This is a genomic window from Kitasatospora sp. NBC_01539, assembly GCF_045040525.1.
Lineage (GTDB): Bacteria > Actinomycetota > Actinomycetes > Streptomycetales > Streptomycetaceae > Kitasatospora.
Map to the genome: position 1 here is coordinate 6,944,384 of NZ_CP109390.1, position 22,982 is coordinate 6,967,365.

The 22,982-nt window shown below is 68.8% G+C and carries 15 protein-coding genes, 3 rRNA genes, 2 pseudogenes and 1 riboswitch; of the genes and pseudogenes, 15 read left to right on the forward strand and 5 right to left on the reverse strand.

What is annotated here, in order from left to right; genetic code table 11:
- Positions 1-19: 19 nt before the first annotated feature.
- Positions 20-469 carry a PTS glucose transporter subunit IIA gene (locus OG335_RS30105; protein ID WP_405014285.1) on the reverse strand — a complete coding sequence of 150 codons (450 nt, stop codon included), beginning with the start codon at positions 467-469 and terminating at the stop codon, positions 20-22.
- Positions 470-1,200: 731 nt separating this feature from the next.
- Here OG335_RS30105 and OG335_RS30110 point away from each other — a divergent pair.
- The 5 genes and pseudogenes from OG335_RS30110 to OG335_RS30130 all read left to right on the forward strand — a co-directional run.
- Positions 1,201-2,722, forward strand: a 16S ribosomal RNA gene (locus tag OG335_RS30110).
- A gap of 279 nt (positions 2,723-3,001) precedes the next feature.
- Positions 3,002-6,110: ribosomal RNA gene (locus OG335_RS30115) — 23S ribosomal RNA — on the forward strand.
- Between the two features lie 97 nt (positions 6,111-6,207).
- Positions 6,208-6,324: ribosomal RNA gene (gene rrf / locus OG335_RS30120) — 5S ribosomal RNA — on the forward strand.
- The 16S, 23S and 5S rRNA genes sit together here, the layout of an rRNA operon.
- 105 nt (positions 6,325-6,429) lie before the next feature.
- Entirely contained in the window at positions 6,430-7,038 is a 609-nt protein-coding gene (locus OG335_RS30125) for a CDP-alcohol phosphatidyltransferase family protein (RefSeq protein WP_405014286.1), read from the forward strand.
- A 133-nt stretch (positions 7,039-7,171) separates the two neighbouring features.
- Positions 7,172-7,441: pseudogene (locus tag OG335_RS30130) on the forward strand (NDP-sugar synthase); the annotation flags it as partial.
- Between the two features lie 28 nt (positions 7,442-7,469).
- Here the strand turns inward: OG335_RS30130 and OG335_RS30135 are convergent.
- Both OG335_RS30135 and OG335_RS30140 read right to left on the reverse strand, forming a co-directional pair.
- Positions 7,470-8,360 (reverse strand): IS3 family transposase, encoded by an 891-nt coding sequence (locus OG335_RS30135; protein WP_405014096.1) that lies wholly within the window; start codon positions 8,358-8,360, stop codon positions 7,470-7,472.
- The gene (locus tag OG335_RS30140) at positions 8,357-8,665 is read right to left on the reverse strand and encodes a transposase (protein WP_405014097.1); all 309 of its coding nucleotides are present in this window, start codon (positions 8,663-8,665) and stop codon (positions 8,357-8,359) included. The genes OG335_RS30135 and OG335_RS30140 overlap by 4 nt, the downstream gene beginning before the upstream one ends.
- Positions 8,666-8,713: 48 nt before the next feature.
- On the opposite strand from OG335_RS30140, the pseudogene OG335_RS30145 reads away from it, so the two are divergent.
- The 10 genes and pseudogenes from OG335_RS30145 to OG335_RS30190 form a co-directional block, all read left to right on the forward strand.
- Positions 8,714-10,966 (forward strand): annotated as a pseudogene (locus OG335_RS30145) (sugar phosphate nucleotidyltransferase); the annotation flags it as partial.
- 148 nt (positions 10,967-11,114) lie between these two features.
- Positions 11,115-12,140 (forward strand): DUF881 domain-containing protein, encoded by a 1,026-nt coding sequence (locus tag OG335_RS30150; RefSeq protein WP_405014287.1) that lies wholly within the window; start codon positions 11,115-11,117, stop codon positions 12,138-12,140.
- Complete coding sequence (locus tag OG335_RS30155; protein ID WP_405014288.1) at positions 12,137-12,469, forward strand: small basic family protein; 333 nt, start codon at positions 12,137-12,139, stop codon at positions 12,467-12,469. The genes OG335_RS30150 and OG335_RS30155 overlap by 4 nt, the downstream gene beginning before the upstream one ends.
- A gap of 11 nt (positions 12,470-12,480) precedes the next feature.
- Complete coding sequence (locus OG335_RS30160; RefSeq protein ID WP_405014289.1) at positions 12,481-13,524, forward strand: DUF881 domain-containing protein; 1,044 nt, start codon at positions 12,481-12,483, stop codon at positions 13,522-13,524.
- Between the two features lie 202 nt (positions 13,525-13,726).
- Positions 13,727-14,602, forward strand: coding sequence for an FHA domain-containing protein (locus OG335_RS30165; protein WP_405014290.1), 876 nt, complete (start codon positions 13,727-13,729; stop codon positions 14,600-14,602).
- Positions 14,603-14,664: 62 nt separating this feature from the next.
- Positions 14,665-15,414: a MerR family transcriptional regulator gene (locus OG335_RS30170; protein ID WP_405015575.1), complete on the forward strand. Its 750-nt coding sequence runs from the start codon at positions 14,665-14,667 to the stop codon at positions 15,412-15,414.
- 242 nt (positions 15,415-15,656) lie between these two features.
- A complete protein-coding gene (locus OG335_RS30175; RefSeq protein WP_405014291.1) occupies positions 15,657-16,130 on the forward strand; it encodes a bifunctional nuclease family protein in 474 nt (157 codons plus the stop codon).
- 291 nt (positions 16,131-16,421) lie between these two features.
- Entirely contained in the window at positions 16,422-17,099 is a 678-nt protein-coding gene (locus OG335_RS30180; RefSeq protein WP_405014292.1) for a MerR family transcriptional regulator, read from the forward strand.
- A 213-nt stretch (positions 17,100-17,312) separates the two neighbouring features.
- Positions 17,313-17,999, forward strand: coding sequence for a vancomycin high temperature exclusion protein (locus OG335_RS30185; RefSeq protein ID WP_405015576.1), 687 nt, complete (start codon positions 17,313-17,315; stop codon positions 17,997-17,999).
- A gap of 103 nt (positions 18,000-18,102) precedes the next feature.
- Complete coding sequence (locus OG335_RS30190) at positions 18,103-19,476, forward strand: DNA polymerase IV (protein ID WP_405014293.1); 1,374 nt, start codon at positions 18,103-18,105, stop codon at positions 19,474-19,476.
- Between the two features lie 163 nt (positions 19,477-19,639).
- Here the strand turns inward: OG335_RS30190 and OG335_RS30195 are convergent, their stop codons facing one another.
- On the reverse strand, positions 19,640-21,142 hold the full coding sequence (locus OG335_RS30195) for an MFS transporter (RefSeq protein ID WP_405014294.1): 1,503 nt from the start codon (positions 21,140-21,142) through the stop codon (positions 19,640-19,642).
- 271 nt (positions 21,143-21,413) lie between these two features.
- Positions 21,414-22,583 carry a DUF2382 domain-containing protein gene (locus tag OG335_RS30200; RefSeq protein ID WP_405014295.1) on the reverse strand — a complete coding sequence of 390 codons (1,170 nt, stop codon included), beginning with the start codon at positions 22,581-22,583 and terminating at the stop codon, positions 21,414-21,416.
- A 250-nt stretch (positions 22,584-22,833) separates the two neighbouring features.
- Positions 22,834-22,937: riboswitch (glycine riboswitch) on the forward strand.
- The last annotated feature ends 45 nt before the right edge of the window (positions 22,938-22,982 follow it).

Consider the following 22,982-nt stretch of genomic DNA (forward strand, 5'->3'; position numbering starts at 1 on the left):
CGGCGCGCACCGGTCGATCTCAACTCCAGGTGAACAGTGCGCCACCCGGCGCGACGTCGCCGCTCTCCGCCACGGCGGAGAGCGCGTCGGGAGTGGCTTCCAGCGCCACGATCGGGGAGATCGGGGACTTGCCGGCCTGCTCCACCGCCGCCGGGTTCCACCGGATGACCGGCTGGCCCCGCCTGACCTCGTCGCCCTTGGCGACGAGCAGTTCGAAGCCCTCGCCGTTCAGCTGCACGGTGTCGATACCGAGGTGGGTCAGCACTCCGTGACCGGCGGCGTCCACCACCACGAAGGCGTGCGGGTGCATGGAGACCACGAGGCCGTCCACCGGGGCCACGGCCTCGGTGGGTTCGCGCACCGGGTCGATGGCCGTGCCCGGGCCGACCATCGCGCCGGAGAACACGGGGTCGGGCACGTTGGCCAGCCCGACGGCCCGCCCGGCGAGCGGCGAGGTCACAGTGGTCATGGGGGAGCCTCCCAGGTGCGGAGTTGCAGCGTGCGCGGCCGCAGGAGAGCGGCATGGGCATCAGCTGAAGCCTAAATCATGTCAACTTCGGACATACCGGTCTCGAATCACCGGCTGCGCCGAGTGGGGTCAACACCCACGGCCGGCACGCGGAACCCCTTGCGGCCGACCGGGACCCCAGTAACGGCGGGCCCGCGGTGCATCAAGTGGTCTAGTCCTCTGGTCGATGCGCCGCACTCTACGCCATGCCGTAGGCAGCCGCCGAGCCCCTCCGCAGCTGGTCCGGGATGCCCGTGCGCCGCAGACCCCTGCCGGCGGGCCGCGCCCCCGTCTACGCCGGACGAGTGACCCGCCCGTGGCCGATTAGGCGCCTGGCCGGGGAAGGGCTATCGTTGCTCAGGTCGCCGCGAGGCGCTGGTTAACTCCGCGAGTCGGGAACGAAAAGTTCGGGTTAAGAGCCCGAAAACGTTCTGATAAGCTGGGAACACGAAAGAGCGAAACACCCGGAGGGTCCGCTGGAAGGCGGTCCGAAGGAAGTGTCCGTTCCTTGAGAACTCAACAGCGTGCCAAAAGTCAACGCCAGATATGTTGACATCCCCGGCCTCAGGTTTCCTGGGGTTGGAGATTCCTTTTGTAGTAAATAACACAGCGAGGACGCAGTGCGCGGGGCTCCCTATTCCGGGGGTTGCCGTGCCGCTCAACGCGGGTGTGAACCCGATTGCGGGTAATCATTCACGGAGAGTTTGATCCTGGCTCAGGACGAACGCTGGCGGCGTGCTTAACACATGCAAGTCGAACGGTGAAGCCCTTCGGGGTGGATCAGTGGCGAACGGGTGAGTAACACGTGGGCAATCTGCCCTGCACTCTGGGACAAGCCCTGGAAACGGGGTCTAATACCGGATATGACCGTCTTCCGCATGGTTGACGGTGTAAAGCTCCGGCGGTGCAGGATGGGCCCGCGGCCTATCAGCTTGTTGGTGGGGTAATGGCCTACCAAGGCGACGACGGGTAGCCGGCCTGAGAGGGCGACCGGCCACACTGGGACTGAGACACGGCCCAGACTCCTACGGGAGGCAGCAGTGGGGAATATTGCACAATGGGCGAAAGCCTGATGCAGCGACGCCGCGTGAGGGATGACGGCCTTCGGGTTGTAAACCTCTTTCAGCAGGGAAGAAGCGCAAGTGACGGTACCTGCAGAAGAAGCACCGGCTAACTACGTGCCAGCAGCCGCGGTAATACGTAGGGTGCGAGCGTTGTCCGGAATTATTGGGCGTAAAGAGCTCGTAGGCGGCCTGTCGCGTCGGATGTGAAAGCCCGGGGCTTAACCCCGGGTCTGCATTCGATACGGGCAGGCTAGAGTGTGGTAGGGGAGATCGGAATTCCTGGTGTAGCGGTGAAATGCGCAGATATCAGGAGGAACACCGGTGGCGAAGGCGGATCTCTGGGCCATTACTGACGCTGAGGAGCGAAAGCGTGGGGAGCGAACAGGATTAGATACCCTGGTAGTCCACGCCGTAAACGTTGGGAACTAGGTGTTGGCGACATTCCACGTCGTCGGTGCCGCAGCTAACGCATTAAGTTCCCCGCCTGGGGAGTACGGCCGCAAGGCTAAAACTCAAAGGAATTGACGGGGGCCCGCACAAGCAGCGGAGCATGTGGCTTAATTCGACGCAACGCGAAGAACCTTACCAAGGCTTGACATACGCCGGAAACGTCTAGAGATAGGCGCCCCCTTGTGGTCGGTGTACAGGTGGTGCATGGTTGTCGTCAGCTCGTGTCGTGAGATGTTGGGTTAAGTCCCGCAACGAGCGCAACCCTTGTTCTGTGTTGCCAGCATGCCTTTCGGGGTGATGGGGACTCACAGGAGACTGCCGGGGTCAACTCGGAGGAAGGTGGGGACGACGTCAAATCATCATGCCCCTTATGTCTTGGGCTGCACACGTGCTACAATGGTCGGTACAAAGGGCTGCGATGCCGCGAGGCGGAGCGAATCCCAAAAAGCCGGCCTCAGTTCGGATTGGGGTCTGCAACTCGACCCCATGAAGTTGGAGTTGCTAGTAATCGCAGATCAGCATGCTGCGGTGAATACGTTCCCGGGCCTTGTACACACCGCCCGTCACGTCACGAAAGTCGGTAACACCCGAAGCCGGTGGCCTAACCCTTGGGAGGGAGCCGTCGAAGGTGGGACCAGCGATTGGGACGAAGTCGTAACAAGGTAGCCGTACCGGAAGGTGCGGCTGGATCACCTCCTTTCTAAGGAGCACATAGCCGGTTGCGAGCGAATGTCTCGCACGGTTGCTCATGGGTGGAACGTTGACTATTCGGCACATCGAGTACGGCTCTGTAAGTACTGCTTCGGCGTGGAAAACAGGGATACGGCTTGGTGGGTCGGGCACGCTGTTGGGTCCTGAGGGGACGGCCGTCTGGTCTGTTGCCTCTGGATGCCGGCCTCACGTGACTGCACCGTTCGGTGTGGGAGGGTGGGTGTCTGGTCGTTGTTTGAGAACTGCACAGTGGACGCGAGCATCTGTAGGCCAAGTTTTTAAGGGCGCACGGTGGATGCCTTGGCACCAGGAACCGATGAAGGACGTGGGAGGCCGCGATAGGCCCCGGGGAGCTGTCAACCGAGCTTTGATCCGGGGGTGTCCGAATGGGGAAACCCGGCAGTCGTCATGGGCTGTCACCCATACCTGAACACATAGGGTATGTGGAGGGAACGCGGGGAAGTGAAACATCTCAGTACCCGCAGGAAGAGAAAACAACCGTGATTCCGGGAGTAGTGGCGAGCGAAACCGGATGAGGCCAAACCGGCATGGTGTGAGACCCGGCAGGGGTTGCCATGACGGGGTTGTGGGAAAGTTCTTCAGTCGTCTGCCGGCGGCTGGGCGAGTCAGAAACCGTATGGGTAGTCGAAGGACATGCGAAAGGTCCGGCGTAGAGGGTAAGACCCCCGTAGACGAAATCTGTACGGCTTGCTTGAGCTTCTCCCAAGTAGCACGGGGCCCGAGAAATCCCGTGTGAATCTGGCGGGACCACCCGCTAAGCCTAAATATTCCCTGGTGACCGATAGCGGATAGTACCGTGAGGGAATGGTGAAAAGTACCGCGGGAGCGGAGTGAAATAGTACCTGAAACCGTGTGCCTACAAGCCGTGGGGGCATCTCCTTGTGGGGTGTGACTGCGTGCCTTTTGAAGAATGAGCCTGCGAGTTTGCGGTGTGTAGCGAGGTTAACCCGTGTGGGGTAGCCGTAGCGAAAGCGAGTCCGAATAGGGCGGTCATAGTTGCATGCCCAAGACCCGAAGCGGAGTGATCTAGCCATGGGCAGGTTGAAGCGCGGGTAAGACCGTGTGGAGGACCGAACCCACCAGGGTTGAAAACCTGGGGGATGACCTGTGGTTAGGGGTGAAAGGCCAATCAAACTCCGTGATAGCTGGTTCTCCCCGAAATGCATTTAGGTGCAGCGTCGTGTGTTTCTTGCCGGAGGTAGAGCACTGGATAGGCGATGGGCCTCAACGGGTTACTGACCTTAGCCAAACTCCGAATGCCGGTAAGTGAGAGCGCGGCAGTGAGACTGTGGGGGATAAGCTCCATGGTCGAGAGGGAAACAGCCCAGAACACCGACTAAGGTCCCTAAGCGTGTGCTAAGTGGGAAAGGATGTGGAGTCGCAGAGACAACCAGGAGGTTGGCTTAGAAGCAGCCACCCTTGAAAGAGTGCGTAATAGCTCACTGGTCAAGTGATTCCGCGCCGACAATGTAGCGGGGCTCAAGCACACCACCGAAGTCGTGTCATTCACAGAATACGCCCAACGGCGCTGTGGATGGGTAGGGGAGCGTCGTGTGCCGGGTGAAGCAGCGGAGGAATCCAGTTGTGGACGGTTCACGAGTGAGAATGCAGGCATGAGTAGCGATACAAGAGTGGGAAACTCTTGCGCCGATTGACCAAGGGTTCCTGGGTCAAGCTGATCTGCCCAGGGTAAGTCGGGACCTAAGGCGAGGCCGACAGGCGTAGTCGATGGACAACGGGTTGATATTCCCGTACCCGCTTTGAAGCGCCAACGTCGAACCTCTTGATGCTAAGCCCGCGAAGCCGGCCCGGAGTCTTCGGACAATGGGACGTGGTGGAGCCGGTGACCCAACGGGGTAGTAGGTGAGCGATGGGGTGACGCAGGAAGGTAGTCCAGCCCGGGCGGTGGTAGTCCCGGGGTAAGGGTGTAGGCCGAACGGTAGGCAAATCCGCCGTTCATTGAGGCTGAGACCTGATGCCGAGCCGATTGTGGTGAAGTGGATGATCCTATGCTGTCGAGAAAAGCCTCTAGCGAGTTTCATGGCGGCCCGTACCCCAAACCGACTCAGGTGGTCAGGTAGAGAATACCGAGGCGTTCGGGTGAACTGTGGTTAAGGAACTCGGCAAAATGCCCCCGTAACTTCGGGAGAAGGGGGCCATTCCTGGTGATGAGTCTTGCACTCTGAGCTGGGGGTGGCCGCAGAGACCAGCGAGAAGCGACTGTTTACTAAAAACACAGGTCCGTGCGAAGCCGTAAGGCGATGTATACGGACTGACGCCTGCCCGGTGCTGGAACGTTAAGGGGACCGGTTAGTCCGATTTCGGTCGGGCGAAGCTGAGAACTTAAGCGCCAGTAAACGGCGGTGGTAACTATAACCATCCTAAGGTAGCGAAATTCCTTGTCGGGTAAGTTCCGACCTGCACGAATGGCGTAACGACTTCTCGACTGTCTCAACCACAGGCCCGGTGAAATTGCATTACGAGTAAAGATGCTCGTTTCGCGCAGCAGGACGGAAAGACCCCGGGACCTTTACTATAGCTTGATATTGGTGTTCGGTTCGGCTTGTGTAGGATAGGTGGGAGACTTTGAAGCCGTGACGCCAGTCATGGTGGAGTCGACGTTGAAATACCACTCTGGTCGTGCTGGATGTCTAACCTGGGTCCGTGATCCGGATCAGGGACAGTGTCTGGTGGGTAGTTTAACTGGGGCGGTTGCCTCCTAAAGAGTAACGGAGGCGCCCAAAGGTTCCCTCAGCCTGGTTGGCAATCAGGTGTTGAGTGTAAGTGCACAAGGGAGCTTGACTGTGAGACTGACGGGTCGAGCAGGTACGAAAGTAGGGACTAGTGATCCGGCGGTGGCTTGTGGAAGCGCCGTCGCTCAACGGATAAAAGGTACCCCGGGGATAACAGGCTGATCTTCCCCAAGAGTCCATATCGACGGGATGGTTTGGCACCTCGATGTCGGCTCGTCGCATCCTGGGGCTGGAGTAGGTCCCAAGGGTTGGGCTGTTCGCCCATTAAAGCGGTACGCGAGCTGGGTTTAGAACGTCGTGAGACAGTTCGGTCCCTATCCGCTGTGCGCGTAGGAGTGTTGAGAAGGGCTGTCCCTAGTACGAGAGGACCGGGACGGACGAACCTCTGGTGTGCCAGTTGTCCTGCCAAGGGCATGGCTGGTTGGCTACGTTCGGGAGGGATAACCGCTGAAAGCATCTAAGCGGGAAGCCTGCTTCGAGATGAGCACTCCCACCTCCTTGAGAGGGTAAGGCTCCCAGTAGACGACTGGGTTGATAGGCCGGATATGGAAGCCCTGTAAGGGGTGGAGTTGACCGGTACTAATAGGCCGAGGGCTTGTCCTCAGTTGCTCGCGTCCACTGTGTTGTTCTGAAACAACGACCCCCATCGCACCAGGCTGTGTCCTGAGTTCGCGGGTGGGTGGTGACAGTTTCATAGTGTTTCGGTGGTCATAGCGTGAGGGAAACGCCCGGTTACATTCCGAACCCGGAAGCTAAGCCTCGTAGCGCCGATGGTACTGCAGGGGGGACCCTGTGGGAGAGTAGGACGCCGCCGAACAACTCTTCATGGCAAAGCCCCCACCCGCTCGGGTGGGGGCTTTGTTGTTGTAAGGTCAATGCCGCACACAGTCGCAGCGCGGTACAGGTATCAGGAGGGCCCTCGGTGGAGGTTCAGGAGACGCGCGTACAGACCGACCGCGTCCTCACCATCCCCAACCTGTTGAGCATGGGCCGGCTGGTCGGAGTGCCGATCTTCCTCTGGCTGATCCTCTGGCCGGTGTTCGGCGGGCCCGAGAACGACGGGTGGGCCATCCTCGTCCTGATGCTGAGCGGCATCAGCGACTACCTCGACGGCAAGCTGGCCCGGCGGTGGGGCCAGATCAGCCGGCTCGGCCAGATCCTCGACCCGGCCGCGGACCGTCTGTACGTCCTGTCGACGCTCGTCGGTCTGACCTGGCGCGAGATTCTGCCGTGGTGGGTGACGGCGCTGCTGCTGGCCCGCGAGGTCTTCCTGGGGCTGCTTCTTCCCATTCTGAGTCGGCACGGTTACGGGCCGTTGCAGGTGAGTTTCCTGGGCAAGGCGGCGACCTTCAATCTGATGTACGCCTTTCCGCTTCTTCTGCTGGGCAGCGGTGACGGATGGCTGGCCACGGTTGCCGAACCGGTCAGCTGGGCATTCATCTGGTGGGGCACGACCCTCTACTGGTGGGCGGGCATCCTCTATGCCGTCCAGGCTCGTCAGCTCGTGAAGGCGGACCGCGTCGCGGTTTGAGTGCTGCTGACAGGATCTCCACGTCCGATTCGCCGTCCCCCGGTGAGTCGGACGTTTTTATCCGGGTAGAGAAGCCCTGGAACGGTTTGATGGATCTGCAGGGTTCACCACCGCGAAGGAGGACGCACCCGAAATGAAAGCCGTTGTGATGGCGGGCGGCGAGGGCACCAGGCTCCGTCCGATGACGTCGAGCATGCCGAAGCCGCTACTGCCGGTGGTCAACAGGCCGATCATGGAACACGTACTGCGGCTGCTACGGCGGCACGGTCTCACGGATACCGTGGTGACCGTCCAGTTCCTCGCATCCCTCGTGAAGAACTACTTCGGGGACGGCGAAGAGCTGGGGATGCACCTCACCTATGCCAACGAAGAGACCCCGCTCGGTACCGCGGGCAGTGTGAAGTTCCACCCTGCGGTTGGACACCGATCTTCTACGCCGCGAGGGTATGACCTTGCTGGTGTCGCTGCCGGATCTCGAGTGGCGTGAGGTAGCCCCACTCCGGGTGCCTGCGTAGGCGCCTGCGGTTGTAGAAGGTCTCGATGAACTCGAAGACCTCCGCGCGGGCACTGGCGCGGTCAGGCCAGACCCGGGTGCCGATCTCCTCCTTCAGTACGGCGAAGAAGCTCTCGGCAGCGGCGTTATCGTAACAGGAGCCGACTCGCCCCATCGACTGCCTCATCTTCAACTTGCCTATTTCGGCTCGGAATTCAGTCGACGTGTATTCGCTGCCGCGGTCCGAGTGAAAGATGCAGCTGCGCTCGAGGCCGCCGCGTCCGGCCGCCATCCGCAGTGCGGCCACCGGCAGCTCGGCGCGGTGGTGGTCGGCCATCGCGTAGCCGACCACCTCGCGGGTGGCCAGGTCGATCGCGGTGGCCAGGTAGAGCCAGCCCTCCTCGGTCGGCAGGCAGGTCATGTCGCCGACCAGCCGCACTCCAGGGCGGGGCGCGGTGAAGTCGCGCCCGATCAGGTCCGGAACATGCACCGGCTTGCGGGCCTGACGAGTCAGGTTGCGGCGCCGGCGGCGGGTGACGCCCGCGATCCCACGCTCGCGCATGATCCTCTCCACCCTCTTCCGGTTGACGAGTCGGCCCTGGCGGCGCAGTTCCGCATGCACGCGCGGCACCCCGTAGGAGCCCCTGGAGGCGAGGTGGATCACGGTGATCTCGGCGGCGAGCAGGTCCTCGGCCCGCATGCGGGCGCGGCGGTCCTGCTCGCCGGCCCGCCAGGCATAGAAGGAGGAGCGGGCGATCCCCAGTACTCGGCAGATCCGCTTGACGCCCCAGGCGCCGTGGTGGTCATCAACGAAACGGAAGCGGATCACCGTATCGTCTCGGTCGCGAAATAGGCGGCCGCTTTGCGCAGGATCTCGATCGTCTTCTGCTGCTCGACCGTCTGCCGCCGCAGGCGGGTGAGCTCCTCGCGCTCGGCACTCGTCAGCTCGCCCGGTCGGCCCTCACCCCGGTCGGTCTTGTCCTGCTTCACCCAGCCCCGCAGCCCCTCCGGACTGACCCCGAGCTCCCGGGCGATCTCGGTGACGTTCCGATGCGGCGAGGACCGGACGAGCGCGACCGCGTCCCGCTTGAACTCCGCCGTGTAGCGCTTACTCATGTTGCTCTTGGTTCCCACCTGGCACTGCTTCCTCTGGGCTCACACGTCCCAGTGTCCAGGTGTCCAACCGCAGGGTGGAACTTCAGTGTGAAGAACGCGGAGGACGCGCTCAAGGACGACTCGTTCCTCGTGATCTCCGGTGACGCGCTCACCGACTTCGACCTGTCCGAGCTGGTGGCGTTCCACCGGGAGAAGGGCGCCCTGGTCACCGTCTGCCTGACGCGGGTGCCGAACCCGCTCGAGTTCGGGATCACGATCACGGACGACGAGGGCAAGGTCGAGCGGTTCCTGGAGAAGCCCACCTGGGGGCAGGTCTTCTCGGACACCGTGAACACCGGCATCTACGTGATGGAGCCGGAGGTCTTCGCGTACGTCGCGGCCGGCGAGTCCGTAGACTGGTCCAGCGACGTCTTCCCGCAGCTGCTCAAGGAGGGCAAGCCGGTCTACGGCTACATCGCCGAGGGCTACTGGGAGGACGTGGGCACCCACGAGAGTTACCTCAAGGCGCAGGCCGACGTCCTGGAGGGCAAGGTCGACGTCGAGCTCGACGGGTTCGAGATCTCGCCGGGCGTGTGGGTGGCCGAGGGCGCCGAGGTGGACCCGGAGGCCATCCTGCGCGGCCCCCTCTACATCGGCGACTACGCCAAGGTCGAGGCCGGGGTGGAGATCCGCGAGCACACCGTGCTGGGCAGCAACGTCGTCGTCAAGCGCGGGGCGTTCCTGCACAAGGCCGTGATCCACGACAACGTGTACGTGGGGCCGCAGAGCAACCTCCGCGGCTGCGTCATCGGCAAGAACACGGACGTCATGCGGGCCGCGCGGATCGACGAGGGCGCGGTGATCGGGGACGAGTGCCTGATCGGCGAGGAGTCGCTGCTCGCGGGCAACGTGCGGGTGTACCCGTTCAAGACCATCGAGGCAGGCGCGGTCGTCAACACGTCGGTGATCTGGGAGTCCCGCGGGCAGGAGCACCTGTTCGGCGTCCGCGGCGTCTCGGGCATCCTCAACGTGGAGATCACGCCGGAGCTCGCCGTGCGGCTGGCCGGGGCCTACGCCACCACGTTGAAGAAGGGCGCCACCGTCACCATCGCGCGTGACCACTCCCGTGGTGCCCGTGCACTCAAACGAGCGATGATCTCGGCGCTGCAGACGAGCGCCATCGACGTGCGCGACCTGGAGAACGTACCCATGCCGGTCGCCCGGCAGAACACCGCGCGGGGCAGCGCCGGAGGGATCTTCCTCCGGACCACCCCCGGTGTGCCGGACTCGCTGGACATCCTCTTCTTCGACGAGACCGGAGCGGACCTCTCGCAGGCCGGGCAGCGGAAGCTGGACCGGGTCTACGCCCGCCAGGAGTTCCGCAGGGCGTTCCCGGGCGAGATCGGCGACCTGCTGCACCCGTCGAGCGTCTTCGACTCGTACGCGCGCAACCTGCTGCGGTCGATCGACATCTCGGGGGTCCGCGAGGCGGGCCTCAAGGTCGTGGTCGACGCCGCGCACGGCAGTGCCGGGCTCGTGCTGCCCAGCATCCTCGGCCGCCTCGGCGTCGAGGCGCTCACGGTCGACAGCGGCCTCGACGAGGCCCGGCCGACGGAGGACGCCGACGAACGGCGCGCGGCGCTCGCCAGGCTCGGCGAGCTCGTGTCGTCCTCGCGGGCGGCTTTCGGCGTGCGTTTCGACCCCGTCGGCGAGCGGGTCTCGTTCGTCGACGAGCTCGGCCGGGTGATCCAGGACGACCGGGCGCTGCTCGTGCTGCTCGACCTGGTCGCCGCCGAGCGCCGCAGCGGTCAGGTGGCGCTCCCGGTGACGACCACCCGCATCGCGGAGCAGGTCGCGGCCTACCACGGGACGCAGGTCACGTGGACGACCACCTCGCCGGACGACCTGGCGAAGGCCTCGGCGGCCGAAGGCACCGTCTTCGGCGGTGACGGGCGGGGCGGCTACGTGGTGCCGGAGTTCAGCGGGGTGCTGGACGGCCCGGCCGCGTTCGTGCGGCTGGTCGGCCTGGTGGCCCGTACACAGCTCACGTTGAGCCAGATCGATGCGCGGATCCCGCAGGCGCACATCCAGCGCCGGGACATCGCGACCCCGTGGGCGGCCAAGGGCATGGTCATGCGCTCGGTCGTCGAGGCGGCCGGCACCCGGAAGCTGGACACCACGGACGGCGTGCGCGTGGTCGAGCCGGACGGGCGCTGGACGCTGGTGCTGCCTGACCCGGCCGAAGCCGTCACGCACCTGTGGGCGGAGGGGCCGGACGAGCAGGCCACGGAGCAGCTCCTCGACGAGTGGGCGGCCGTGGTGGACTCGGCCGGCCGCTAGGCCGGAGGGCACCGCGCGGATCCGACCCGTCGACGGGCCGGGGTGAGACGGCAGCAGCCGCCTCACCCCGGCCCGTGCTGCGTTCCGCATGTCGCTCGGACGGGTGATTGCGGGGGCTGTGCGTACGCCGCCGCAGCGACGTGCGACGATGTCCGGCATGCCAGCAACTCCGACACCGAGCAACCGGAGCGGGCGGTTCGACCGTCCGGACGCCTCGATGTCCCTGCTGACCAACGTCATGGACCACAGCCTGGACGAGGGCTACGCGGAGGCCGCGCGCGGCGCCGACGGGCCGCGCAGGCTGCCGACCACCCAGCGGGGCCGAATGGTCCTCGCGCTCGGGCTCGCGCTGGCCACGACCGTGATCACCGTGAGCGGGGTGAACGCCTCCAAGGCGGAACCGGCCCTCGCCAAGGAGCGTGACGCCCTCGTGCACCGGGTCGGCGATTCGACGCGCGCGGCGGACGACCTGCAACGGCAGGTCGAACAGCTGCGGCAGGAGGTCGACCGCGCGCAGCAGCAGGCGCTGCCCTCGGACGGCGACGGCGGGCTCGCCCAGCTCCAGGCCCGTACGGGCACGGGAGCCGTCACCGGTCGCGGTGTGAAGCTCGTCCTCGACGACGCGGCGGACACCGCCGCGGGCGGCTCGGTGAACAAGCCGCGCGAGGCCGAGGGCTTCAGCGACACCGGGCGGCTGCGCGACCGCGATCTTCAGCTCATCGTGAACGGGTTGTGGTCCGTGGGCGCCGAGGCGGTGTCGATCAGCGGGCAGCGGCTGACCACGCTGTCCGCGATCCGCGCGGCCGGTGACGCCGTGCTGGTGGACAACCGTCCGCTGGCGCCGCCGTACACGGTGCTGGCGATCGGCGACGGGGAGCGGTTCAAGCAGGCCTTCGAGGCGAGCTGGGCCGGCCGGTACCTGGGGCTGATCGGGGACAGCTACGGGATCAGGTCGAACCTGTCGGTGCAGAGCAGGCTGACGCTGCCCGCCGCGGTCGGCGTGACCCTGCGCACCGCCCGGCCCGGCGGCGCGGAGCCCTCGCCGAGTCCCTCACCCAGTTCTTCGCCCAGCCCCGCGCCGAGCGGTAGGGCCTCGGGCAGCCCCACGCCGCGTCGCACCGCCGCCACGGCCGACAAGTCGTCCGCCACCGGGACAGGAGTACCTTCACCGTGATTGCCGTTCTGGGCCTTGTGATCGGCGTCGTCGTCGGTCTGTTCGTCCAGCCCGAGGTGCCCGACGCCGTGGTGCCGTACCTGCCGATCGCGGTGGTCGCGGCGCTGGACGCGGTGTTCGGCGGGGTCAGGGCCATGCTGGACGGGATCTTCGACGACAAGGTCTTCGTCGTCTCGTTCCTCTCCAACGTGGTCGTCGCGGCGCTCATCGTCTTCCTCGGCGACCAGCTCGGCGTGGGGGCGCAGCTCTCGACGGGCGTCGTCGTGGTGCTCGGCATCCGGATCTTCTCCAACGCTGCCGCGATCCGGCGGCACGTGTTCAGGGCGTGAGGGGAACAGGCGTGGAACAGGACGACAGGGCCGCAGGCAGGCCGGAACCGCAGGAGCCGCTCGGCGGTCCGGCGGACCTGCCGGCCCCGATGCCGATGCCGATGCCGATGGGGGAGGAGCCTGCGGAGGCGCCCCGTCCCGGGCTGCCCGGCATGCCGCCCCCGCCCGATGAGCCCCGGGATCCGGCCGGGACCGCCGGTCACGGAGCAGCCGAGGACGGGGCCGCGGATCCCGGCACCGAGCCCGTCGGTGCCGTCGATGGCGGTGCCGTCGGCGGCGGTGCGGCCGTGGACGGCGCCACCTCGGTGGAGACCGTGCGCGCGGACGACGGCTTCGACGCACGACGGAGGCTCCGGGCGGCCCTGTGGCCGCTGCGGGTGTCCCGCGGGCAGCTGGTCGTGGCGGTGCTGCTCTTCGCGCTGGGCCTCGGCCTCGCCATCCAGGTGCGCTCCACCAACGACCACAACCAGCTGCGCGGCGCCCGCCAGGAGGATCTTGTCCGTATCCTCGACGAACTGGACAGCCGCCAGCAGCGTCTCCAGCAGGAGAAGACGCAGCTGGAGCAGTCCCTGATCCAGTTGGAGAACAGCTCCAACCAGGCCAGGGAGGCCAAGGAGCAGACCCTGAGGAAGGTGGCGGAGTTGGGCGTGCTGGCGGGCACCGAGCAGGCGACCGGACCTGGCATCATCCTGACGATCAATGATCCCCAGGGGCAGGTGAAGGCGGATATGCTGCTGGACACCCTGCAGGAACTCCGAGCGGCGGGAGCGGAGGCGATTCAGATCAACGACGTGCGCGTGGTGGCCGGCACCTACTTCACCGACGGCACCGTCAGCGGTGTCCAGATCGACGGCAAGGACATCGCCCAGCCGTTCCGCTTCACCGTCGTGGGCAACCCGCAGGACCTGACGCCCGCGCTCAACATCCCGGGCGGTGTCGTCCGGACCCTGGAGAAGCAGCAGGCGACCGCCGTCATCACGCAGCAGCAGAAGGTCGTCGTCGACGCGCTGGCCTCGCCGGCGCCGCTGCAGTACGGCAAGCCGGCGGCGAAGTGACGGGCCGACCTCCTCACACCCCGTCAGGTCTGCGCCGCCCCCGGTGGGCCGTTCCCACCGGGCCTGATGCACACTGGGATGTTCCACCCCGGCGGTACGCCCCGCCGGCTGCTCGGGCCCGGCCGGATGCCGGGCACGCTGTCTGTCCGAGCCTGTCACCCTGCCCCGCGGGCGGGTCTGTCACACGCAAGGGGATTCGCCCGTGAGTCTGTTCTCGAAGCTGTTCGGTCGCAACAACCGCCAGGGCGCCGCGGAGGCGCCCACCGCCCGCCACCGTGCGGGCGACGAGGCGGCGGTGCCCGGCATGCGTCCCGCCCCCGAGGCGGACCGGTACGCCGAACGCCCGACGTACCTCGACGGCCGGGTCGCGGCTCCGTACGAGGGGAATGCGCCGGGCTACGGCGCGTCGGTTGAAACCGGTGGCGCGCCGCGCATAGGTTTCCCGGCAGCACCCTCAACCCCTGGTGGAGGGTTTTCCCCGGACCCCTACGCGGGGCACGTCCAGCAGGGTGTGCCGAGCCAGGAGGCTGTGACGATGGCCGGCACCTTCCCGTGTCCGCACTGTGGCAACCAGAGCCCGGTCACGGCCCGGTTCTGCTCGAACTGCGGGTCTGCGCTGCGTACGGCACCGCAGCCCGAGCGTGCGGCCGAGACCACCTCGACCATCTCGATCTCCGGCATCGAGTCGTACGACCCCAACGCCACGTCGACCGGCGCAACCCCCGCGCTGTCCGCCGAGGTGATGGCGGCGATCGACGCGCTGCCGATGGGTTCGGCGCTGCTGATCGTGCAGCGCGGGCCCAACTCCGGCAGCCGCTTCCTGCTGGACTCCGACGTCACCACGGCGGGCCGGCACCCGCAGGGAGACATCTTCCTGGACGACGTGACGGTCTCCCGTCGGCACGTGGAGTTCCGGCGCCTGCCCGGCGGCGGCTTCTCGGTCGCGGACGTGGGCAGCCTCAACGGCACGTACGTCAACCGGGAGCGGATCGACGAGGTGACGCTCAGCAACGGCGACGAGGTGCAGATCGGCAAGTACCGGCTGGTGTTCTTCGCCGGCCACGTCCGGGGGTACTGAATCCGACTTCGGCAGGAGCCCGAGTGACCGCGAATCCTCCCACCACTCTCGGGGCCTCCCCCGTGCCCGCCACACGCCGTGCGGCCGAGGTGCGGGGGAGGGGCGACGAACTGCTCTCGATCGGGGCCGTCCTGGCCTTCCTGCGGGACGACTTCCCCGAGGTCACGATCTCCAAGATCCGTTTCCTGGAGGCCGAGGGCCTGGTCGATCCGCAGCGCACGCCCTCGGGCTACCGCAAGTTCAGCGCCGGTGACGTGGAGCGGCTGGCGTACGTGCTGCGCATGCAGCGCGACCACTACCTGCCGCTGCGGGTCATCCGGGAGCACCTGGACGCCATCGAGCGCGGTGAGGCACCGCCCGCGCTGCCTGCGCCGGAGGCCCGTCCGGGGCCGCTGGAGGAGGCCGACCGGGAGCTGGTCGCCGCGGCGGGCAACGCCGCCGCCGGGGTACGGCTGGGACGGGCCGAGCTGCTGGCCGCGGCCGAGGCCGGGGAGACCGAGCTCGGCGAGTGGGAGGCGTACGGCCTGGTCGTGCCGGGCCCGGACGGCGGCTACGACGGCGAGACCCTGCAGATCGCCCGGCTGGTCGCCGAACTCGGACGGTACGGGCTGGAGCCGCGGCACCTGCGCGCGATGAAGGCCGCGGCCGAGCGCGAGGTGGCCCTGGTCGACCAGGTGGTCGCCCCGCTGCGGCGGCACCGCAACCCGCAGACCCGCGCGCACGCCGAGACGACGGCGCGGGACCTGGCGACGCTCTCCGTGCGGCTGCACGCCGCGATGGTGCAGGCGGGGCTGCGCGCCCGCCCGAGCTGAGCCGGCCGGCGCCCTCCGCAGCCGAACGCCTCCGGACCGGATACCGCCGGTCGTGCCGCCGCGCGGTCCGTCGTGGCCCCCGTTCGCCGGGCCGCCGTCGGCCGGCCCGGAGTGGTGCCGAGCCCGGCCGGCCCCGCCGGGTGGTGCGTACCTGAGGCTGCGACACCCCCGGGACGCGGCCCTGACCAGCGGGTGAGGGGCTGCGCTTTCCTATCGGCGGCGTGAGCCATAGGGTTGCGAGTGTGAATGAGCTCGACGTCGTGGGTGTCCGGGTGGAGATGCCTTCCAACCAGCCGATCGTGTTGCTCCGGGAGGTCGGGGGCGATCGGTACCTGCCGATCTGGATCGGCCCCGGCGAGGCGACGGCGATCGCCTTCGCCCAGCAGGGCATGACCCCGGTCCGCCCGCTCACGCACGACCTCTTCAAGGACGTGCTCGACGCACTCGGCCAGCAGCTCACCGAGGTGCGCATCAGCGACCTGCGGGACGGGGTGTTCTACGCGGAGCTCGTCTTCTCCGGCGGCGTCGAGGTCAGCGCCCGCCCGTCGGACGCCATAGCGCTCGCCCTGCGGACCGGCACGCCGATCTTCGGCAGCGAGGACGTGCTCGCGGAGGCGGGGATCGCCATCCCGGACGAGCAGGAGGACGAGGTCGAGAAGTTCCGCGAGTTCCTCGACCAGGTCTCGCCGGAGGACTTCGGCGGCGGCCAGCAGTAGCGGGGACGGCAGGGCCGGGGGACGGCACGAGCGGTACCGGCCCCGGGCGGACCGCGGAGGCCGTCGGCGTCTTGCGGATCGGATGAGGCCGCGCGTGCCGCTTTGCAAAAGCGTCGTTCCATATCCACACTAAGGGCACGAAAAACCACTCTCCGGAGTGACTTTCAGCGGGAGCCGCGGCGTGGCGATCGTTGACGGGCCATGGGTGACTGCCTACCGTCAAGGGTGACTGGGGTCGAAAAGCGCCGTTCGGCGCCCGGAGACCCGCAGGCCGAGTGGACGGAGGAAGGCATGAGCGGTACGGGCGACGACGCTGCCGCCGGGGCCCTGTGCGCCGTACACCTGCCGCGGGCCGCCCGCAGCAGTCGCATCTGGGACGCACCGGCCGAGCCCGTCGAGAGCGATCTGCCCCGGGTCGGCCGCTTCCCGGCCGTCCAGGCGGGCCAGCCGGCCATCGAACGCATCCCGCCGACCTCCGCGCTCGTCGGCTACCGCGGCCCGACCGCCTGCGCGGCGGCCGGCATCACGTACCGTCAGCTCGACTACTGGGCGCGGACGGGCCTGCTGGAGCCGAGCGTGCGCACCGCGTACCCGGCCGGTACGCAGCGGCTGTACAGCTTTCGCGACATCCTCCTGCTGAAGATCGTCAAGCGGCTGCTCGACGCCGGCGTCTCCCTGCAGAACATCCGGGTCGCGGTCGCCCACCTGCAAGCCGTCGAGCCCGGCGACCTGACCGGCCTCACGCTGATGTGCGACGGCGCCACCGTCTACGAGTGCACGAAACCACAGCAGGTCGTCGACCTGCTCGGCGGCGGCCAGGGCATGTTCGGCATCGCGGTCGGAGCGGTCTGGCTGGAGCTGGAGACGACGCTCGGGCGGCTGCACGCCGAGCGGACCGACACCGGCGAGACACTGCCCGGCCACGACCCGGCCGACGAGCTGGCACAGCGCCGCAACCGGGCCGTCTGACCCCGCCGCCGCCGGCTCCCGGCGCGACCGGGAACCGCACGGCAGGCCGTCGGCGTCCCGCCAGGTGTGTCGATCAAGGATGTGAAGGTGCTGCGCCGGGCGAAGCGTGCCGCCGCGGCGGGGTTGCTGCGGACGCCGGGGCCCCGGCGGGCGGTGCGGGCGCTGTCAGGACCTCGGCGGGCGCCGGCCGGTGCTCGGCGGGCGTGGGCCGGGCTGCTGCGCGGCCGGCGGGTGCCGGGTCCGGGGAGCCGCGCCGGCCGTCGGCGGTGGTTCCAGGCCGCGGTGCTGCTGACGGCGGTCGCGCTGCTGCCCAGCGCCTGGCTGTGGACCGGTTCCGACAGCCGGGTGCGGACGGTCGCCGACGCGCCCTCCGCCCCGGTGGCGGTGGTGTTCGGGGCGGGCCTCTTCGACGGCGAGCCGTCGCCGTACCTCGCGCACCGGCTCGATGCGGCGCTGACGCTGTATCGGCAGCACAAGGTGCGGGCCATCCTCGTGACGGGCGACAACAGCCGCACCGACTACGACGAGACCGACGCCATGCGGGGCTATCTGACGGCCCGCGGAGTGCCGGAGGTGCGGGTCGTCGGCGACTACGCGGGCTTCGACACCTGGGACTCCTGCAGTCGGGCGCGGCGGATCTTCGGCGTGGACCGGGCGCTGCTGGTCAGTCAGGACTTCCATGTCCGCCGGGCCCTGGCGCTGTGCCGGGCCGCGGGCATCGACGCGTACGCGGTGGCGGTGGCCGAGGCGCACAACGCCACCTGGTACTACGGCGGCCTGCGGGAGATCCCGGGCGCCGGCAAGGCGCTGATGGACGCGCTGCTCCGTCCCGACCCGCAGTTCCTCGGCGTCCGGGAGACCGGGATCGGCCGGGCCCTGGCGGACGGGCCCACCGGCTGAGGAGGCCCGTCCGACCGGTCGCCGTGCCGTCCGGTCGTCGTGCTGCCGCGGCGCGGCGGGTCGCCTCGAACGCATTGTCAGAGCCGTGCGCGATGATCGCCCTGTGCGGACTGTGCCGAGCATCATCCACCTCGACATGGACGCCTTCTTCGCCGCGGTGGAGCAGGCGGCCAAGCCCAGCCTGCGCGGCAAGCCCGTCGTCGTGGGCGGCCTCGGCGGTCGCGGCGTCGTCTCCACCGCCTCCTACGAGGCCAGGGCCTTCGGGGTGCACTCGGCGCTCCCGATGGCCCAGGCACGCCGGCTCTGCCCGAACGCCGCCTTCCTGGCGGGCAGGTTCGCGGCCTACCGGGAGAACAGCGACATCGTGATGGGCCTGCTGCGCGAGCGTTCGCCGCTGGTCGAGCCGCTCAGCCTGGACGAGGCGTTCGTCGACCTGGAGGCCGGCCCGTACGCTCCCGCGCTCGCCGGTGCGGGCCCGGCCGAGGGCGCGCAGCTGGTGCTCGCGGTCGCCGAGGACCTGCGCGCGGACATCCTGGCCCGGACCGGCCTGACCGCCTCGGTCGGGGCGGCTGGCTCGAAGCTGATGGCCAAGATCGCCTCCGAGCAGGCGAAGCCGGACGGCCTCGTGCTGGTGGAGATCGGGTCGGAGCGGGCCGTCCTGAGCCCGATGCCCGTGCGGGCGCTGCCGGGCATCGGTCCGGCGACCGAGCAGGCGCTGCGGCGGGCCGGTCTGACGACGGTGGCGGACCTGGCGGACGCGGGGGAGGCGGAGCTCGTCCAGCTGCTCGGGCGCGCGCACGGCAGCGGTGTCCACCACATGGCCATAGGGCTGGACGGGCGCCCCGTGGTGCCGGACCGGGACGCGAAGTCCGTCTCGGTCGAGGACACCTTCGAGGTGGACCTCGCCGACCGCGACCGCATCCTGCGGGAGATCGACCTGCTCGCGGCGCGGTGCGTGCGACGGCTGCGCGCGGCGGGCCGCTCGGGGCGCACGGTGGTGCTGAAGGTCCGCCGCTTCGACTTCTCGACGCTCACCCGCTCGGAGACGCTGCGCGGCCCGACCGACGACGAGGCGGTGATCGCGGACACGGCCCGTCGGCTGGCGCTCCAGGTGGACACGACGGGCGGGGTCCGGCTGCTCGGTGTCGGGGTGGCGCAGCTGGCCGACTACACGCAGGAGGACCTCTTCGCGCAGGCGGCGCACGCCGCCGAGGGGGCGGTGGAGGCCGAGGCCGGTCCGGCGGTGGAGGTCGAGCCGGTGCTCCCGGCCGGACCCGCGGCGGCGCGCCGCTGGCTGCCGGGCCAGGACGTGCTGCACGCGGAGCACGGGCCGGGCTGGGTGCAGGGCAGCGGGGTCGGCCGCGTCACCGTCCGCTTCGAGACGCCGTACGGGCCGCCGGGGCGGGTGCGGACCTTCGCGATCGAGGACCCCGCGCTGGAGCCCGCCGACCCGCTGCCGCTGCGCCCGCCGCCGTAGGCCGGGCCGTGGTGGTGCCGTTCGCGGAAAGGCCGAGTGGCCCGCACCGTCCCTGGTGCGGGCCACTCGGCAAGCCGGACGGGTGCCGTGGGGCGATGCCCGTCGTCCCCACGGTGCCCGGCCGTTCCCGCGCCCTGTCCCCGGGCGCGAGCGGGGCGCCTCGTCAGGCGCCGGTCGTGGCGGGCTCCCCGACGGCGGCCGCGGTGCCGGCACCGTCGAGGGCACCGGGGGTGGTGCTCTCCGCCGCGTCGGCCTTGATCCGGCGGATGCCGAACGGCACCAGACCTGCGATCAGGCACATGACGGCGGCCGTCCAGTACGCGTGCTCGTACGCGGTGAGGGTGGGCAGGGAGACCGGGATCGGGAGCTTCATGGTGTCGCCGGTGAGGATCGCGGCCATGACGGCGGTGCCGATGGCGCCGCCGACGGTGCGCAGCACCGCGTTCATGCCGTTGGCGATGCCGCTCTGCTCGGCCGGGACCGCGCCGTTGATGTACGCGGGCATGGCGGCGTACGCGAGGCCGACGCCGAGGCCGAAGACGGCGGACGCGAGGTAGAAGTCGATCTCGGAGCCGTGCCGGAGGGCGAGGTAGACCATGCTCGCGCCGCCCAGGACGCCGCCGAGGACGAGCGGCAGGCGGGGCCCGCGGCGTGCGATGAGGAGGGCGCCGATCGGTGCGGCGGCCATCGAGCCGAGGGCGGACGGCAGCAGCATGACGCCGGCGTGCAGCACGGTGGCGGTGAAGCCGTAGTGGGCGAGCTTCTCCGGGGTCTGCGCGAAGTTGCTGATGACCATGAAGGAGCCGTACATCCCGAAGCCCATGAGCAGGCCGGAGAGGTTGGTGAAGGCGACCGCGGGGCGCGCCATCATCTTCATGTCGACCAGCGGGTGCGCGACCCTGGCCTCGACGGCGACCCAGACGAGTGCGATCACGGCGGCGACGGCGAAGAGGCCGAGGGTGCGGTTGGAGGTCCAGCCCCAGGTGTTGCCCTGGCTGACGGCGACCAGGAGTGCGGAGAGCCAGCCGGCGAGGGTGACGGCGCCCAGCGGGTCGGCTCCGCCGGCCTTGTCGACGACCGGGTCGGTGGGCACCCGCAGGGCGACCAGCAGGACGGCGAGCAGGCCGAAGCCGAGGCCCATCCAGAAGATCGACTTGTAGCTCCAGTGCTCCAGCAGCAGGCCGGTGACGACCAGGCCGAGGCCGCTGCCGACGCCCATGGAGGCGCTGATGGCGGCGACGCCGCCGGTGACCTTGGCCTTGGGCAGTTCGTCGCGGACGATGCTGATCGCCAGCGGCAGCACACCGCCGCCCGCACCCTGCAGCACCCGGGCGATGACGAGCCAGGTGAAGGAGTGCGTGCCGACGGCGATCGCGGAGCCGGCGACCAGGCCGCCGAGGGCGACGAGCAGCATCGGCTTGCGGCCGCGCAGGTCGCCGAAGCGGCCGAGCATCGGGGTGAGGACGGCGGCGGACAGCAGGTTGGCGGTCATCAGCCAGGTGATGCTGGAGCCGGAGACGTCGAGTTCCCTGGCCAGCGACGGCAGGATCGGGACGACCGCGGTCTGCACCACGCTGAAGGCCAGCATGGCGAGGACGAGCGCGGGGAGTACGCGCGCACTGCTCGGCCGGTGTGCCGTGGTGGCGGGCTGTGGGGCCTCACTCACGGGGGTTCCTCCTGTCGTGCTGCCCGGAGCCGACTGCTTCAGGCATGCGATAGTGAATCAGCTGAAGTAACGATGCAGGTAGATACTTCAGCCTGTCAAATATCGACTGGCCAACCTTTGGGGAACGCCCCGGCCCCGGCCCGCAGAAGCGGACCGGGGCCGGGACGGCGACCGAAGGCGGGGCCGGGAGACGACCGGAGGAGCGGCCGGGACGGCGACCGGAGGCGGCGACCGGAGGAGCGGCCTGGGCAGGCGCCGGAGGCGCGGTGGCTCAGGACGGGAGCAGCGGCTCCGGACGCACCGGGCCGGAGGCCGTCCGCGCCGCGAGCGGCGTCACGACCGGCCCCGTCGCCAGCCCCGCATGCCCGGCCATCGCCGCGCTGCGCATGCCGCCCGAGGTCTCCGCCGTGTTGACCTGCGGCGACTCGGACGGCTGCTGCGCGGTGCCGTCGTGGACCTCGACCTGCTCGCGCCGCAGCTCCTCGCGGACGAGCTCCTCCTCGGTGTAGCGCTCGACCACCAGGCGGACGCGCTCGATCGGCGCCAGGTACTTGCGGACCACCGGACGCTCCTCCCGGAGCGTCACCTCCTCCATGGCCTCGGCGATCTCCTGCTCGCTCAGCGCGGCCCGCTCGGCGTCGCCGACCGGCACCCGCTCCACCCGGACGCGCTCGCGCACCACCGGCACCCGCCGCTCGACGGCCTCCGACGTCACGTACTTGCGCAGCCGCGCGGTGCCCAGCACGTGCCACTCCGTGCTGATGTCGAGGCGCTCCTCGCGGCAGGTGATCTCCACCGGGCCGCTCGGCCCCGCCTCGGCGGCCTGCTTCGGTGCGAGCTGCGCCGCCGACGGGCCGTGCTGCGCCGCGGGCGGCTGCACCAGGTGGCGGACGTTGTTCGACACCGCCGGAGGAGCCGGTGCCGTCGCCGCCCGCTCACCGTCGCCGCGGTCGTGGCGGTCGTGGCGGTCGGTGTGCCCGCCGTCCCGGCCGGCCCGCCGGGCCCGCTCGTGCGCGTCCGCGGCCGGGCCGGTGCGCACCGCTTCGCCGGCCGCGACGGGCACCGCGCCGAAGTCGGCGTCCGCGGGCGCCGCGGCACCGGCCGCCGGTGCGGTCGGGCGGCCGGGGCCCGAGGTGTCGAGGCCGTAGTAGCGGTAGAGCTGGAGCTCCTGGGCCGGTGAGAGGTGCTGGCCCACCCCGAAGTCCGGGGACTCCTTGATCAGGGACTTGTCGTACGGGACCTTGAGCTCCTCGCCGGAGAACTCGCTGGTCGTCAGCGGGACGAAGGCGTCCCTGCCGAAGATGCCGGTGCGGACCGCGGCCCACTCGGGCTCACCGGTCGCGTCGTCGAGGTACACCTCGTCAACCGTGCCGATCTTGTCACCGTTCCGGTCGACCGCCTTGTGTCCGATCAGGTCTCGCGGATCGATATCGGTCTGCACGCTGTTCTCCTCCAGTGCAACTGCTCCTGTGGCGCTCGGTTGTGGGGACGGCTGGAGGAGCTGGCCAGACGCCATCTCACACGAAACGGCATGAACCGGACACCCGCGAGCCGGAGAGGGCCGTCCGGGCGGCGGTTGATCCGTCCGGCGGACAGCCGTCCGGGCGGCCGCCCCGGCGGAGGCCCGTGCGACGGCCGTCACAGCGGCCGTGATCCACGGCCCTCCCGCTGGTATCCTGGGCGGCGACCGCCGAGCCCGCGCGGGAGAGTCCCCGACCCCGCTGAGCTGGGAAAGGGGCGCCGAAGGAGCAACTCCTCCCCGGAATCTCTCAGGCATCCGTACCGCGTGGGATAGGTCACTCTGGAAAGCAGGGCAGGGCCGATGGCGCAGGAGCCGCCG